The 16,028-nt window shown below is 44.0% G+C and carries 17 protein-coding genes; 3 read left to right on the plus strand and 14 right to left on the minus strand.

Annotated elements, in window-relative coordinates:
• Positions 1–12 precede the first annotated feature (12 nt).
• The 3 genes from tdh to NEJAP_RS17405 form a co-directional block, all read right to left on the minus strand.
• Entirely contained in the window at positions 13–1,041 is a 1,029-nt protein-coding gene (tdh, locus tag NEJAP_RS17395) for an L-threonine 3-dehydrogenase (protein WP_201348400.1), read from the minus strand.
• Positions 1,042–1,052: 11 nt separating this feature from the next.
• A complete protein-coding gene (locus NEJAP_RS17400; RefSeq protein ID WP_201348401.1) occupies positions 1,053–2,243 on the minus strand; it encodes a glycine C-acetyltransferase in 1,191 nt (396 codons plus the stop codon).
• A 130-nt stretch (positions 2,244–2,373) separates the two neighbouring features.
• Positions 2,374–3,429, minus strand: coding sequence for a PLP-dependent cysteine synthase family protein (locus NEJAP_RS17405; protein ID WP_201348402.1), 1,056 nt, complete (start codon positions 3,427–3,429; stop codon positions 2,374–2,376).
• A 105-nt stretch (positions 3,430–3,534) separates the two neighbouring features.
• Here NEJAP_RS17405 and NEJAP_RS17410 point away from each other — a divergent pair, with 105 nt between their 5' ends.
• Positions 3,535–4,002: an Lrp/AsnC family transcriptional regulator gene (locus NEJAP_RS17410; protein WP_201348403.1), complete on the plus strand. Its 468-nt coding sequence runs from the start codon at positions 3,535–3,537 to the stop codon at positions 4,000–4,002.
• Positions 4,003–4,037: 35 nt separating this feature from the next.
• On the opposite strand, the gene pgeF is transcribed toward NEJAP_RS17410, so the two are convergent.
• Together pgeF and rluD are read right to left on the minus strand one after the other, a co-directional pair.
• A complete protein-coding gene (pgeF, locus tag NEJAP_RS17415) occupies positions 4,038–4,760 on the minus strand; it encodes a peptidoglycan editing factor PgeF (RefSeq protein WP_201348404.1) in 723 nt (240 codons plus the stop codon).
• Between the two features lie 12 nt (positions 4,761–4,772).
• Complete coding sequence (gene rluD / locus NEJAP_RS17420) at positions 4,773–5,744, minus strand: 23S rRNA pseudouridine(1911/1915/1917) synthase RluD (RefSeq protein ID WP_201348405.1); 972 nt, start codon at positions 5,742–5,744, stop codon at positions 4,773–4,775.
• A gap of 144 nt (positions 5,745–5,888) precedes the next feature.
• On the opposite strand from rluD, the gene NEJAP_RS17425 reads away from it, so the two are divergent.
• The gene (locus NEJAP_RS17425) at positions 5,889–6,809 is read left to right on the plus strand and encodes an outer membrane protein assembly factor BamD (protein ID WP_201348406.1); all 921 of its coding nucleotides are present in this window, start codon (positions 5,889–5,891) and stop codon (positions 6,807–6,809) included.
• Positions 6,810–6,860: 51 nt separating this feature from the next.
• A complete protein-coding gene (gene nadE / locus NEJAP_RS17430; RefSeq protein ID WP_201348407.1) occupies positions 6,861–7,694 on the plus strand; it encodes an ammonia-dependent NAD(+) synthetase in 834 nt (277 codons plus the stop codon).
• Between the two features lie 25 nt (positions 7,695–7,719).
• On the opposite strand, the gene NEJAP_RS17435 is transcribed toward nadE, so the two are convergent.
• The 9 genes from NEJAP_RS17435 to NEJAP_RS17475 are packed head-to-tail and all read right to left on the minus strand — an operon-like array spanning position 7,720 to position 15,774.
• Positions 7,720–8,811 carry an NAD(P)/FAD-dependent oxidoreductase gene (locus NEJAP_RS17435; protein ID WP_201348408.1) on the minus strand — a complete coding sequence of 364 codons (1,092 nt, stop codon included), beginning with the start codon at positions 8,809–8,811 and terminating at the stop codon, positions 7,720–7,722.
• 46 nt (positions 8,812–8,857) lie between these two features.
• Entirely contained in the window at positions 8,858–9,400 is a 543-nt protein-coding gene (locus NEJAP_RS17440) for a GspH/FimT family pseudopilin (RefSeq protein ID WP_201350702.1), read from the minus strand.
• Positions 9,401–9,446: 46 nt separating this feature from the next.
• Complete coding sequence (locus tag NEJAP_RS17445) at positions 9,447–9,854, minus strand: type IV pilin protein (RefSeq protein WP_201348409.1); 408 nt, start codon at positions 9,852–9,854, stop codon at positions 9,447–9,449.
• Between the two features lie 5 nt (positions 9,855–9,859).
• The gene (locus NEJAP_RS17450; protein ID WP_201348410.1) at positions 9,860–10,189 is read right to left on the minus strand and encodes a hypothetical protein; all 330 of its coding nucleotides are present in this window, start codon (positions 10,187–10,189) and stop codon (positions 9,860–9,862) included.
• A gap of 10 nt (positions 10,190–10,199) precedes the next feature.
• Positions 10,200–13,481 (minus strand): pilus assembly protein, encoded by a 3,282-nt coding sequence (locus NEJAP_RS17455; protein WP_201348411.1) that lies wholly within the window; start codon positions 13,479–13,481, stop codon positions 10,200–10,202.
• Positions 13,482–13,493: 12 nt separating this feature from the next.
• A complete protein-coding gene (locus NEJAP_RS17460; protein ID WP_201348412.1) occupies positions 13,494–14,123 on the minus strand; it encodes a pilus assembly PilX family protein in 630 nt (209 codons plus the stop codon).
• The gene (locus NEJAP_RS17465) at positions 14,123–14,842 is read right to left on the minus strand and encodes a PilW family protein (protein WP_201350703.1); all 720 of its coding nucleotides are present in this window, start codon (positions 14,840–14,842) and stop codon (positions 14,123–14,125) included. Before NEJAP_RS17465 ends, NEJAP_RS17460 begins: the two co-directional genes overlap by 1 nt.
• A complete protein-coding gene (gene pilV / locus NEJAP_RS17470; protein ID WP_201348413.1) occupies positions 14,842–15,273 on the minus strand; it encodes a type IV pilus modification protein PilV in 432 nt (143 codons plus the stop codon). The genes NEJAP_RS17465 and pilV overlap by 1 nt, the downstream gene beginning before the upstream one ends.
• A gap of 9 nt (positions 15,274–15,282) precedes the next feature.
• Positions 15,283–15,774 carry a GspH/FimT family pseudopilin gene (locus NEJAP_RS17475; RefSeq protein WP_201350705.1) on the minus strand — a complete coding sequence of 164 codons (492 nt, stop codon included), beginning with the start codon at positions 15,772–15,774 and terminating at the stop codon, positions 15,283–15,285.
• Positions 15,775–16,028: the final 254 nt, after the last annotated feature.

Raw genomic sequence — 16,028 nt, forward strand, 5'->3', positions numbered from 1 at the left:
GACTAAGTCTGCTTATTCAGGCCAGTCAAGTATCACTTTGCCAGAAGCACCAGAGCGCATCAAATCAAAACCCTGCTGAAAATCTTTTAACGGGAAGTGATGGGTAATAATAGATGTAAGGTCTAACCCGGATTGAATAATACTGGCCATTTTATACCAGGTTTCAAACATCTCGCGGCCATAAATCCCTTTTAGGACCAATCCTTTAAATATCACCTTGGTCCAGTCTATTGCCATATCTGAAGATGGAATACCCAACATGGCAACTTTACCGCCATGGTTCATGACATCTAGCATATTACGAAAGGCAGCCGGTGCACCTGACATCTCTAAACCTACATCAAAGCCTTCTGTCATCTGGAGCTCTGCCATTTTATCTTCTAATGCTTGCTCAGCAACATTAACGGTATGCTCTACACCTAGTTGCTTGGCCAAAGACAAACGGTAGTGATTTATATCCGTCAGCACCACATGTCGTGCACCTACGTGCTTTGCAACAGCAGCCGCCATTATTCCAATAGGCCCTGCACCAGTAATCAGAACATCTTCACCCACCAGATCAAACGACAACGCCGTGTGTAATGCATTACCAAAAGGGTCAAAAATTGACGCCAAATCATCCGAAATATTATCAGGAATCTTGAATGCATTTATCGCAGGCAAAGCAAGGTACTCAGCAAAAGCGCCAGGGCGATTTACACCCACGCCTTGCGTATTACGGCATAGATGGCGACGACCCGCTCGACAGTTACGACAATGCCCACACGTAATATGCCCCTCACCGGAAACTCGATCACCAATTGAAAAGCCTTCTACTTCACAACCAATTTCAACCACGGTACCTACATATTCATGACCAACTGTCATTGGCACTGGAATCGTTTTTTGCGACCACTCATCCCAGTTGTAAATATGAACATCCGTTCCACAGATAGCGGTTTTACGAATCTTAATTAACAGGTCATTATGACCCACTGCCGGTTTCTCTATCTCATGTAACCAAATACCTTCTTGTGGATAAAGTTTTGCTAGCGCTTTCATATAACCTCCCCTTAGATAATACCCAGTTCACGAGCAAGGCGTGTAAAAGCAGAAATAGCCTGATCCAGTTGCTCACGAGTGTGAGCCGCTGACATCTGAGTGCGAATTCTCGCCTGCCCTTTGGGTACAACAGGAAAAGAGAAGCCAATCACATAGATCCCTTCTTTGAGCAGTCTATCTGCTAAGGTAGATGCTAATGCGGCATCACCAATCATCACCGGAATAATCGCATGGCCACTACCGGATAAAGTAAAACCTGCCAGCTCCATCTGCTGACGAAAATAATCTGCATTCTTATTTAGCTGCTTACGAAGTTCATCACCAGCCTCAACTAATTCCAGCGCTTGCAAACTGGCTTGCACAATAGCGGGAGCCAGTGAATTAGAAAAAAGGTAAGGACGTGAACGCTGGCGAAGCCACTCAATCACTTCTCGCTTGCCTGCTGTATATCCACCGGAAGCCCCGCCCAGAGCCTTACCCAAGGTGCCGGTAATAATATCGACACGCCCCATCACTTCACACAGTTCATGACTACCGCGCCCGTTCTCACCAACGAACCCCACGGCATGCGAATCATCCACCATCACCAGTGCATTATATTGATCAGCCAGATCACAAATGCCCTGTAAATTAGCAATTACACCGTCCATAGAGAAAACACCATCAGTGGCAATCAACCTCACTCGTGCATCTTGTGACTGCTGTAGGCACTGCTCAAGCGCTACTAAATCATTATTAGCGTAACGCAAACGCTGCGCCTTACTCAGGCGCACACCATCAATAATACTGGCATGGTTTAACGCATCGCTGATAATGACGTCATCTGCACCTAATAAGGTTTCAAACAAGCCACCGTTCGCATCGAAACATGAAGAATATAAAATGGCATCTTCCAAACCTAGAAACTGGCTTAATGCAGCCTCTAGTTGTTTATGGATATCTTGTGTGCCACAAATAAAGCGAACCGATGACATACCAAACCCATGCTCATCTAGCCCCCGCTTTGCAGCTTTTATCAATGCAGGATGATTCGACAAACCTAAGTAGTTATTAGCACAAAAGTTAATCACTTTGTTGCCATCCGTTAGCTCAATAGCAGCCTCTTGAGGAGAAACAATAGCCCGCTCAGCTTTAAACAACCCTTCTGCTTTTAGCTGATCGGTTTGCAGCACCAGCTGCTGTAAAAAATCTGAACGGTTCATATTTTCTCCTAATGCTCACTTTATCTTGTATAAAATATTTAATTCCAATATACCAGACAAAATAATAAAAATAACTTTATTGGAGAATTATTTCCATTAAACAGGATTCATTATTCAAAAGAGATCACACTCAACCATATATGGATTGCATTGAAGCAACTCTTTCAGGTACCTCATACCCCTTTTCTCGCAGCCAATCATGGTCAAAGTAGCTCTCTTGATAACGATCTCCACCGTCACATATCAAGGTAACAATACTGCCCTGTTCACCTCGTTGCTGCATCTCTTCTGCCAATGCCAAGACACCCACAAAATTAGTACCTGTTGAGCCCCCAACTAAACGACCCAACTTTGCAGATAAAAAGTGCGCTGCAGCTAAGCTCTCGTTATCTTCTACTTTCAGCATTTTATCAATCACCGCAGCCTCAAAAGAAGGCTCTACACGTGGACGGCCAATACCTTCAATGCGCGAGCCTTGCTGAATTGTTAAGCTGGCATCTCCACTTTGGTAATAATCGTAGAATACTGAATTTTCAGGGTCGACTACGCATAACTGCGAGGGTTGCTGCCACCACTGCTGGTGTCGTAGGTAACGGCCGATGGTTGCTGATGTTCCCCCCGTTCCAGCACTCACTACAATCCAACTCGGCTTAGAAAAGCGCTCAACATTCATCTGAGTAAATATAGATTCCGCTATATTATTATTCCCCCGCCAATCAGTTGCTCTTTCTGCGTAAGTAAATTGATCCATAAAATGGCCGTTCATTTCTTTTGCCATATCAGCCGCCGCTTGGCACAAGTCAGTCGCAGCAACTTGATAGCACTGCCCACCATAAAAGGAGATCTGCGCCATCTTTTTAGGTGCCGTACCCACCGGTACTACGGCAATAAAAGGCAAACCCAATAACCTAGCAAAGTAAGCTTCTGATATAGCCGTGCTACCTGAAGACGCCTCAATAATGGGCATTCCTTCTTTAATCCAGCCATTACACAACGCATAAAGAAACAATGAGCGAGCCAAACGATGCTTTAAGCTACCGGTAGGGTGGGTTGATTCATCTTTAAGATAAATATCGATATCAGGAAAAGCCGGCATATCTAATTTAATTAAATGTGTATCAGCGGAGCGATTGTAGTCTGCTTCAATAATACGAATAGCATTAGCTAACCAATGGTTTTGACTCATAGCTTGTTCTCCTGTTGATTAATAAAAGTATGCAGGAGCCAGCAGAGAAAAATATTGCTATTATTTACTTATAATTAATAAATAATAGAAAATAATTCTAATATTATGACAAATATTAAAATTGATGATACGGATAGACGAATCCTGCGTGAGCTTCAAGAAAATGCCGAACTTGGCATCACAGAGCTTGCCGCGCGTATAAACCTATCCTCAACCCCCTGCTGGCGGCGTGTTCAAAAACTACAAGATGCGGGTGTTATTAGAAAGAAGGTCGCATTGCTGGATTCAGCAAAAGTAAAATTGAATGTATCTGTCTTCGTGCATATAAAAACACGTAACCATTCTCATGATTGGTTTATCGCGTTTTCAAAGAAGATATCTAGCTATGCAGAAGTCGCCGAGTTTTATCGCATGAGTGGCGAGTATGATTACCTAATGCGTATAGTCGTTGCTGATATTACTGCGTTTGACAACTTTTATAAGCGCCTTGTTGAAGAGACGCCCGACTTAAGTGATGTTACCTCGAGCTTTGCTATGGAGCAGATCAAATATACAACAGCACTGCCTATATAAACTCACTAGCATGTCAAAGTATTTGGAGAAAAGGCTTAACTCGCAGTTTTCCAAATCAACGTGGCCATGCGCCCCGTTTGCGGAGCACGACGGTAAGAGAAAAAACGCTCTGTATCCGAAAATGTACAGTACTCACCACCTGATATCTGAGTTACACCAACCCGCTGTAAACGCAAAGTAGCCAACCGGTAGATATCCGCCAACCACTTACCAGAATTCAAAGAAGACACAAAGCAATCACTGGACTGTGCCAATTGATCGCAAAACTGCTGGCGAACTTCTTCACCAACTTCAAATACTGTTGGGCCAATAGCAGGCCCTAACCACACGTGAATGTCAGATTCTGACATTGTTTCTAGTGTTGTTTCCAGAACACCATCAGCCAAACCTCTCCACCCCGCATGCGCAGCCGCAACACGCTCTCCATCCGTGAATACAACCGGTAAGCAGTCTGCTGTCATTATGACACAGGCAAGGTCTGCTTCAGCTGTCCAGCAGGCATCTGCTTCACGAATAACAGCATCGCTTTGCGCTTCAACACACACCGTACCGTGCACCTGTGTTAACCATTGCGCAGCAGGCAGTTCAAGCTCATTCAGTAATTTCCCACGATTACTCGCCACAGCACTATGCTGGTCGCCAACATGATCACCCACATTAAACGAATCATAGGGAGGACAACTAACACCTCCTAAGCGAGTAGTAACAGCTGCCTTTATATGTTGCGGCGCGGCCCAACCAGGGCGAATTAGCTGCATGGTAATACCAGGCTAGTATTCATAATCATCAAAATCTTTAACATCTCGCTCTAGAGCTGCTAGTAAGCACTGAAAGTCTTCAGGCAGATCAATTTCCCAAGACATCAACTCACGGCTCGTCGGATGCCATAGCTCTAATTTTTTCGCATGCAATGCTTGGCGCTTAAAACCTAGCAGAGTTTCCTGAACCTCTTCAGTCGCCCCTTTTGGCATACGAAAACGTCCACCATAGAGCTGATCACCCGCCAGCGGATAATTTATATGTGCCATATGAACACGTATCTGATGGGTACGCCCCGTTTCTAGCTTCAAACGAATATGCGTATGGTTACGGAATTTTTCAAGAAGTCGGTAATGCGTAACAGCTTCTTTTCCTCCTTTAACGACACCCATCTTAAGGCGGTTTTTAGGGTGACGCGCTATAGGTTCTTCAACACAACCACCGCCTGTCATCACTCCCTGAGCTACCGCTTCATACTCACGTCCCATGGAGCGATCTTGCAACTGGCCCACTAGTTCAGTTTGCGCTTGGATAGTCTTAGCAACCACCATCAAACCGGTAGTGTCCATATCCAAACGATGCACAATGCCAGCACGCGGTACCATCGCTATATCAGGAAAGTGATGTAGCAAAGCATTCAGCAAGGTACCCGTACGGTTTCCCACTGCCGGGTGAACCACTAACCCTGCCGGTTTATTAACAACGAGAATATCATCATCTTCATAGATGATATCCAACGGAATGTCTTCTGCTAGATGTTCCTCCATAGGCTCGACCGTTGCATTAATAACAATGCGCTCGCCGCCATAGAGTTTTTCCCGAGTTTTCGCTTGCTTTCCGTCGACAGTAACGGAGCCCTCTTTTATCCAAGACTGTAACCGTGAACGCGAAAACTCTGAAAACAACTGAGCAACAATCTGATCAAGACGTTTTCCGGTCAATGCACCCGGAACTATTACTTCTAATTCAATCTTTTCTGACATCAATATACCGATCTGTAGCGCTGATGATTTTTCTTAGCTTCCGGTTATGGTTAAATAGACCGTTAATTAAGCATTTTGGCTCAGTATACCCGATACGGCGAGTCACGCCGACAATCGAATACTTGGAATATCAGGATTTATTACATGCGCTTGGCAAAAATCGTTGGTACCGTCACCCTTTGCGTTCTGGCAACCGGTTGTTCATGGTTTGGTGGTGATAAAGAGATCCCGGATATTCCGGAACAACAACTGTACGAAGAATCAATTTCTGCACTTGAGCTGGAGGACTATCAACTAGCTGTTGAAAAACTGCAGATGCTGGAAGCTCGCTATCCATTTGGCCGCTATTCAGAGCAAGCTCAGTTAGAATTAATTTACGCTTACCACAAAAACTATGAACCTGAAGCAGCTAGTGCGTCAGCAGATCGCTTTATTCGACTACACCCTTCTCACGAAAATATTGATTACGCATACTACCTTAAAGGCCTCACTGCATTTGAGCAGGATAGAACTTTTTTTGAGCGTTACTTGCCCATTGATATCACTCGACGGGACCCAGGAGCAGCACTAGACTCTTTCGAAAGCTTCTCTACTCTGCTAAATCGCTATCCAGACAGCCAGTATGCACCTGACGCTAATAAGCGCATGGTGTTTTTGAAAAATCGCCTAGCGACCTATGAAATAAATGTTGCACGTTTTTACATGAAACGTGGTGCTTTTGTTGCAGCAGCAAACCGAGGACGTTATGTCGTTGAGAATTTACAAAACACACCCGCAGTCCCTAATGCACTTGCTATTATGTATCAAGCATATACAGAACTAGGGATGACTGATTTAGCCAGCAGTGCGCGTGATGTTTTATTAGCTAACTATCCTGACTATGACTTACGAACTTACCGTCAAGAAAATAAAACATTACTAGAAACAGCTACCTTTGGATTACTTGGTAGCAGCGAAGAGCCTCTTCCACCATCACGACCTAACACTAAAACAACTGAGCAAAAAACTAAGATAGAAAAGAAAAGATCTTGGTTTGATCGTGCTACTTTTGGTGTTTTTGAGTAGTTATCTGGCAGTACGTAACTTTTGAATCATTAATATAGGAATGCAGACGCAATGAATGCTGATGAGATCATTAAAGAGATGCAAGTTCTACCTGAAATAGATCCTGCGTTTGAAATAACACGACGCATCAGCTTCATCAAACAACGTTTACGTGACTCACGCTTAAAAAATCTCGTATTGGGTATCAGCGGTGGAGTCGACTCATCCACTTGTGGAAGACTCGCTCAACGTGCCGTTGATGAGCTTAATCAAGAAGAGCAAACATCTGACTATACGTTTATTGCCGTACGCCTGCCTTATCACATCCAGCACGATGAAGATGACGCACAACGTGCTCTTTCATTTATTAAGCCAAGCGAAACGCTTACCGTTAATGTGAAGCCAGGTGCTGATGCGCTACATGAAGAAGTCACATCTTCATTACAGCAAAGCCAACTACTTTCTGCGAATGAAGCAGCTATTGATTTCGCAAAAGGTAATGTCAAAGCTAGGACCCGAATGATCATTCAATATGAGATTGCAGGAATCGTTGGCGCGCTGGTACTCGGAACAGACCACTCCGCTGAAAACATTACAGGCTTTTATACCAAGTGGGGTGATGGTGCGTGTGACTTAGCGCCACTATTTGGATTAAATAAACGCCAAGTTCGCCAACTTGCAATGGAGCTTGGGGCACCGGAAAGCCTCGCACATAAGACACCTACGGCTGACTTAGAATGCCTTGCTCCACAAAAAGCAGATGAACACGCTCTTGGTTTAACATACGACAATATCGATGATTTCTTAGAAGGGAAAAACGTTACATCTGAGGTTCAAGAAAAACTTATTAGCATCTACATAAAAACACAGCATAAGCGCCAACCGATCCCCACTATCTACGATTAAACGCTCATTTTGTCGCTAGAAGGGCTTAGACACGCCCTTCTAAATAATAGGCTGCAGGATCAATAACAGGCTCACGCCCTAATAGTAGATCCGCATGTAAACGTGTTGACGCAGGAGCCAACACTAAACCGTTACGAAACTGCCCTGCATTAACAGCAAGCCCTTCATAACCCGGCACATCACCAATATACGGCACCCCTTGTGGCGACCCAGGTCGCAAGCCTGACCAGTGGTGCTCAATATCATAATTAGCCAAAGATGGAATAATACTAACGGCTGTTTTATACAAAGAGTCATGCGCCTGCTGAGTTGTAGTTTTATCAAATCCAGCATGTTCCAAAGTAGAACCTATTAAAATACGACCATCATTACGTGGAATAACATAACGGCCTGCCATCAAGATGACTCTATTTACGGTTCCTACAGGCGCTTTAAAAATCATCATTTGCCCTTTCACTGGCGATACAGGCAAACTAATATTCAACGGCTTCAGTAACTCGCCACTCCACGCCCCTGCTGTAATAATGGTTTTTCCACCCGTGATATCAGCTTGAGCAGTCCTTACACCGTGAACTTTCCCGTTATCCAGCAATAGTTGTTTTACTTCATGATGTTCGTACAAAGCCACACGAGGTGATTTCTCCAAGCTGGCTCTTAGCGACTTCCCTAAACGAGGATTACGTATACTACAAACTTCTGGCATCCATAACGCGCTAGTATACCCACTGCAAAAATTTGCTTCTCTTGAATACAGATGAGTTGCATCAACCTTAAGCATTGGCCGATTGAACCTAGCCGCCCAAGCTAGTGCATCGCGCTCATCCTCTACATCCACCATATACATACCTTTTTGGCGAAGTTCAGGATCACAACCGGTTTCTTCTTGAAGATCTTGTGATAGATGTAAATAACTACTTTGCGACCAGGTTGCCAGTTGAGTAACAGGCTCAGAATAGCGCCAAGGGTAAAGAGGAGATACGATACCACCACCCGCCCATGTTGACTCCTGAGCACATGCTACACGGTCTACTAATGAGACTGTCGCACCCGCTTGCACTAATTCACGCGCCAACATCATTCCCACAACACCCGCACCAACAATGACAAAGTCGCTCATTACTACACCTGATTAAATTTCAACAAAAAGAGCAGTGTAGAGCATTTTAGATATCGATAGAACGTACCCTACCTACAATATTAAGTATCAAGCGTCGCTCCAATGCATAGCTAGGGTGGTTAATGCGAAATGAGCTATTGCCCAATAGTAACCGCCCAGTTGAAACATAGATTAAATAATGCCCCCGCCCCCAATTTATATCCAAAGATTCGCTAAAACGTGCGATATGTAACAATTCATCGATAGCGGCGTTATAGACCCTGTCGCTATCGACATCTTGAAACACAATAAAACCATCATTCCATACTATGCGCCCAACACCCACACTACCGGCACATTGCATTGTTGCTGTGGACAAGCTACAAACCTGAACTTGAGCACCGCGCTTTACCGCTTCAGACCGAGCAATAGATAAGCCTGCACGAATAGCCATTGAAGCGGCTGTTATTTCACTGCGAATTAGCATTTGTGAAAACGAAGGTATTGCCAAAAACATTAAAATGATCATGAGAGACAGCGCTACCATCAACTCAATAAGCGTGAAACCGGATTGCGAGCGCTCCCGGTCCGTATGCGCATCCTTGTGCATATGTCATCCTCAGGCCATCCTAGCCTTATATTTACTCGTTATACATTTACCAGCAGTCTTGCACACTCCCCGTTCCTGTCTCAGCACGTGCCCCCGTTTGGGTAATGCTTAACGTGCCACATTGTGTATCTGCAGTTTGTGCTCCCTGGGGAACAGCTTGGACTGTGTATACTGCTGCTGATGCTGCTGCCGCTAAGCTAATTGTATACCGTGCGGCCATACCATTTTCAGTTGTACAACCATCAACAGGCACCGCCGCTAAATAGGTCATATTTGCTGTAAACTGACGCTCCATATTTTGCGCCAGCGAAAGCACACAGCCACTGGCCGTTGCGCGCCATGAACTTAGTACATACTGTTGGTAACTTGGATAAGCGATTGCACTCAATATGCCTATAATCGCTACCACAATCATTAACTCTATAAGGGTTACACCCTTTTGGTCTGGTTTCATATGACTCATTTCATAATGACATTAATTGAAGTAATAACGGGCCTACGAGCGCCTTTCTTACCTTTTTTGTAGCTAAATAGCACGTCCAGCCCTAAGTCTAAATGACGCAATTTAGTAGGGTTACCCGCTTCCCTTATCCTCGCATGTGAAGCCACTTTATAGATTTCATTATCAATCATAATGCTACCGGTGCCCTTTGTAACAATTTCCTGTAATACCCCCTGGCTCTGATATACAACACCAGATTTAAGCTTATCTTTAGCCAGTGAAAGTTGTGGCACAAAGCTTATAACTAACGCTAAAACCATACCAATAAACAGTTGTGTAATTTTCAAAGCATCCCTCCTAGCGAGTAATCTGCTGCCAGCTCTGGCGGTTCACATCATCGCCTTCATCAATCCGCATTGTTTCTAACTGGTCATTCCCAGAAATAATAACTTGGTCAGAGTCTGCTCCAGGCATGAAACTGGGCGCATTACCTCCAGACCCAACCTTAATACCCGATGCAACAACAGGATTACCAGTAGGACCAAAAACCTTATCCCCTGTACCAAACTTGCCATCTTTATCAAGATCATATGTTTGGTTCAAGCGCCCCCCAGTGAAAGCATCGAGGGACATCAACCAACTGTCTCCTCCGGGAGAACAAGGGTCATTCGCTGGAATATTTGTTACAAATAGCAACCGCTTCCCACGTATCGCGGGAATAGAAATTAAGCGTTCACCTCGTTCACCCGCAGGCGGAACCATATCAAGAAACCAGCCTTTCTTTGCAGTAGTGGCGTAATTATTAGATGTTTCACGCAAAGGGTAACTATTCACAACATCATCTACGGTTGATACCGTGCCCTTTGTATCCGTCACATTAACAGAGGCTTCTATTGTGATAGTTTGCTGCAACAATTGAGAGCGCCCTGTAACATTAGCACCCTTATCATGAATACCGTAAAAGGTTTGTCGGCCGCCTAACGCTCCATTATTATCCGTAACTTCGATATATTGCCCAGTACCAAAATAAACCATTTGGCCAATACCGCTTTTCGATTTACCAACAGTAACTGCGGTTGTAATTGGCTGAGCATTACTGACAGTCCCTCCTGTTGTTTTGGTACAAGGGTCGGCACTACAAGCACTATAAAGTTTATAATCCAACTTCCATTTTGTAGGATCAACATCATTCAAATTAAATTTCCAAACATTACCAAATAGATCTCCCCCATAAACATAATCGGCTACTTGGTCACCATTTAGATCCACGGGTGTTAATGTAGAAAAGCCATTAGGCCTACTAGCATTAGTGGGATCATCACTTGTACCAACACCGGTAGAAATCTTAATCACATTAGTTTTGTCCCAAAGGTCGACAATATAAATCACCGCATTGCCGCTGCTACTCGCATAGCCATCTGCTTCAGTATTGTTATAACCATTACCAAATACTGCATACCATTTACCATCCTGCAACTTAACTATTTTAGGCCGACTATAGCTATAGCCTAAATCCACATCATCCTCGTCTGTAAATTCCCACATAAACAAAGATGCTGCATTTGACTCTGAGTAGGCTGACGGGTCAGTAATATCTAATGCATAAATACCCTGCCCACCTTTATTTAAACCACCCACTAAAACTGTTTTCCAAGCGGTGCCATCAAATGCATCGACAACCGTTGGAGAACCATCTACATAATATTGATGGGAATAATTAGGATCAGACAACTCTTTTAAATTTGGCAGTAAAGAGCCGGGGATAAACGCCATTTTTTCAACACCCGTGAGTGCTTCAAACGCATGCAACATCCCATCGTTAGCACCTACATAGAGTATTTTATCGCGGTTTTTATGTGTTGTTACAAATGAAGAATAAGCCACTGATTCAAAGGAGTCAGAATACCTAGCCGCTGGGGCGCCTACAAAATAAGGGGTAGAATGAACAATGTCACCTAAGTTAGTTACACGGTCTCGGTAGATAGACACGTCATAGGCTGTATCACTAACATTGCGGCCTCGTAAGTACTGCAGCATCGCTTCTTGACCATTAAAATAACTCGTTTTCTCTGCCGCCGAAAACTGCGACCAATCAAACGCGATGCCTGCTGCTTTGTTCGTCACAATAACACGTGAATTCCACGCTGGAATTTTTTTTCCTGCATCAAATACTGCGCCATTGGTAGCTGAACCTGTTGTTTTTACTTGCCCATACGTCGAACCAACGGTGGTATCTATCTCAAAAGAAAGAAATTCACCCGACCAGTTGGAGCTGTTGTAACGCGCTTGATAGACACTAGACCCCGTCTGTATTCGCCCAGTACTGGCCGCTGCAGAAGAAGAAGAACCCGATTTTTTTGTAATATCAGCGAGCGCATTTTTAAGTACTGTGGATAATTGGGCGGCATTAGACGCTGTATAGTATTTCCCATTACCGTATTCAGCCGCATCTTCCAACATCTGATTTTGTGTCGCAAAACCAACTGTATAGGTATACATATTCTGCACAGGAAAAGCCGCATCGTTATATCCAACACCGGATAAGTCATTTTCACTCGCATTTTTTTTAAAATCAGTGTCCCAAGCAAACTTAGCAATGTCATCCAAATATAACGTAGCACCTTCACCCGTTCCGTTCGAATCATATCCATCTGAATATTGAGGAAATGAAGGGTAATCACTACTTGATGTAGCTGGATGTAAACCATCCCAGTCCGTTAAAGTTTGACCTGCAGGCACATCAGGATCGTTACTAGGAAAATTACTATCACGTGTAGGGAAGCCATCTGTTATTGCTAACGTAAAATTTTTCTGGCAACGGTATTGAATAGGGCTGCTATAAGAAGTACTTGAATGATAATAACTGCTCAAACCTCGAAAATAGCGCGTGATTTCATAAAGGGCTTCAGACAGTGGCGTGTTAGTGTCAGCAGAATAACCTGAAAGAGAGCTCTTAATACTGCTAATACTACTACCGCATACTTGATCAATCGTTGCACCATGCCCGTAACTATGACCACTAGGCCCATAAAAACGAGCAACACCAAAGCGCATACCAGCAGTATTATCAACAACATCCGCCCCTACCGCTTTTGCAACCATCATTCTGGTTTCGTTAGGAATATTTCCAGAAGCCCCTGTTGATAAATCTGTCCCGCTAGCAAAGCGATTCAGTAGATAATTTACATACTCACCTGAATAGCGTGTATCACCACTACCGACAGGGTCAGGCAACTTCAAACACTTAGTAATACTGGTTGTCGACGCATTCCTAAATCGATCATAGTTACTTGAGCAACTTCCTTGCTTAAAACTGCTCTTATAATAGTTACCAGCCGTATTAGAAACATTAGACCAGCTGCCGCTTGAATTATAGTATTGCCACTGTTGCTGTGAAGAGCGATCTATTACTCCACTATTCGGGTCGCTAGAATCAACTAGAGCAAAGAAGTCCGCATCATAAATAATGTTATCCATGCTGCCGGAGTTATCCACCAGCAACATAACGTTGGGTTTTACTGTAGTAGAGACGGGTAAAGGTGCATTAGACAGCGCCCAAGAAGCGGCTATAGCATCTACGGACATACCGAGTATCACAAATAACTGAAGCCCATAAATTGGCTTTAATAGCATGCTCATACACCTCCTCCTTTATCTAAACCGACGCGCGAAAATAGTTTGCAACAGAGCCTCTGAAGTTAACGACCCCCCGTATGCCTTAATTGTGTTTCTATACAATGCACTACCTCTATCTTCAACAACTCCGCCTCCAACATCGTAAGCATCTGTTTTATAAACAACATACTCCACCATTAATAAAGGGCTAGAAACGACTAGTGTGTTCATATCAGTACTAGTAGGAGGATTAATAACTGTTCCATCTGACTCTTTGTAACTGCCATAACTAATAGCTTGGGCATCCCACGCCGCCGTGTCATTTGCAGGCAAAGCAACACCTCCTGAAGCGTTTATTACCTGACAACGAGGCGTAGCAGTCGCACTGCAACCTCCATATGACTTACCTACATCCAAGTTTTCTATGCTTTTAAGAAAACCCTCTTCTAAATAACGCATTCCGGCTTCACCTGCTTGGAGTGCCAAATTTGCATCGCGCATATTACCACTCATTTTTTCCTGCATCGCCGTACCTTGCATCGCACTTAACCCAAGAACGGTTAGCAGCAACATCATCACCAAACCGATTATGAGCGCAGCTCCCTTTTGTTGATGACGGTGAGGGGCTAATCTTTGTATGTTTCTTCTTTTATAGATATTCATCATTAAGGCATCTTGTTTCGAAGCGCTACGGTCGTAGTGTAGACCTTATATAAACGCCTATCCGTAGTGGTTACCGTATAAGGTGCAGCATTAAATGGGGCTGGGGCCGCTTGTGCCTGCTCCACTACACCTGCATCATTACTGGCAACTAGAAAGCTAATACGCACTGTCACCACATCAGTCCATTGCGAAGCGCCTACAGCAGCAACGCCTAAATAAGTATCGGGTTCTCGGTCACTGTTTGTATCTACACCATAGGTGAAAGCAACATTTTCAACACCTTCAACAACAGCATTTGCATTTCTAAATAATGCCCGTTGCCCTCCTGCATCAGGAGCGACATAGTAAACAACGCCGCCGCCTGAATTTGCAGCATTCGCTGGTATTGAAAGTATCTCACTCGTCACACCGGCGACAACATTTGCTGGCAAAGGAGCGACGGCCTGAAACCCTTGCACAGCAGTAATACTGGTATCTCGACTACTATTAACAGGCAATAAATTTTGAAATCCCGCATCACGCAGATCACGCAACATAATGTCTAATGCGAAACGCCCCGACTCTTGAACCCGAAACATAGCCTCTTGCAGCCTATATGTTTGACTGGACGCCAAAAACACATTGATAACACCACCAATCAAAATTAGCCCTAACAACATAGCTATCATTAGCTCAATTAACGAGAAACCAGCTTGCTCACTTGGACTATTAACTTTTTTCATCACAGCCCCGTTACAAATGAAAAGCAAGTCGCAGGAGCACCACCACCCCTACTCTCATCCCAACACACCTGAACTGTAAACTCTTCACTGTTTCGAGCAATGGTTCCTGTACCTGTAGGTAAAGCAGCCGCTAAATTTGCTTGCCATGCGGTTATATCAGCTGCAGCGGTGGCATCAACACCCGACGGAGCCGGCTGAGTATCATAATCCCCATCTCTTGCGGCCGAGCGATTAGACCTGATGCGATCCGACATATCATAAGCAAGATTCACAGCTTGTGATCGCAAAAATGCATCGTGATTTAATTTAACCGCATCAAATTGCAATGTTGCCATTCCAAGAAGCCCTATTGACAGTACTAGTACAGTTATTAGTACTTCTATTAGTGTAGAACCTGATTGCTTACTACTTTGCGTGCATTCATATTTCATAACATCACTCTATGGACAAGCGGCTCTCGTCACACTGACCCGCCCTGTAGTACTAATTTGTATCTGCCTAGCTTGTTGGCCTGTGCAATTTGGGTATCGACTATTAATAGTGACTGCTGCTGCCGGTAATGTCATACGACCACTACCATCAAACCTAATAGTAGAATTTCCGCCTGTCTGAGCAATAACAGCCCCAGTATCAGGGGCATCCCATACCTGTATAGTTGCAGCTCCTGTATTTAGCTGCACAATCCAACCATTCGCCCAGCTCCCAGGGCACGCAGTCCCATCATTGCCTGGGCATAAATTTACCAACGTATTCCTTTTTACGGCCTCGCTTCGAGCAACATTTAAGGCAATCACAATACTGTTAGCTAACGCAGCAGAACGGCTATTTTGAATCAGATTTGTAAAACTAGGGATAGCGACAGTAATCAAAATCACTAACACCACCAATGTCACCATTAATTCAATCAGTGTAAAACCTAAATTTCGCTTCATATTTTCTATTTAGTTATTCGCGCATGGCCATTGTCATCCCTTTCCATTGATTGATCTTCTATCCATGAAGATTTAACTCAAACTATTGTAAAACGCACATACTGTACAAAATCTAAACACTTTGTTTTATGAGTATAGGTCAAAAAATAGAAGTGGCCATTTTTATAGATAAAGTAACAACAGCGAAAACGAAAGGAGGGTAGGGAAAAGGAAGGGGAATATTTATTGTCAGCCCCCTCCATAATAGGGAATAG

It is taken from the genome of Neptunomonas japonica JAMM 1380 (genome assembly GCF_016592555.1).
Taxonomy (GTDB): Bacteria; Pseudomonadota; Gammaproteobacteria; order Pseudomonadales; family Balneatricaceae; genus Neptunomonas; species Neptunomonas japonica_A.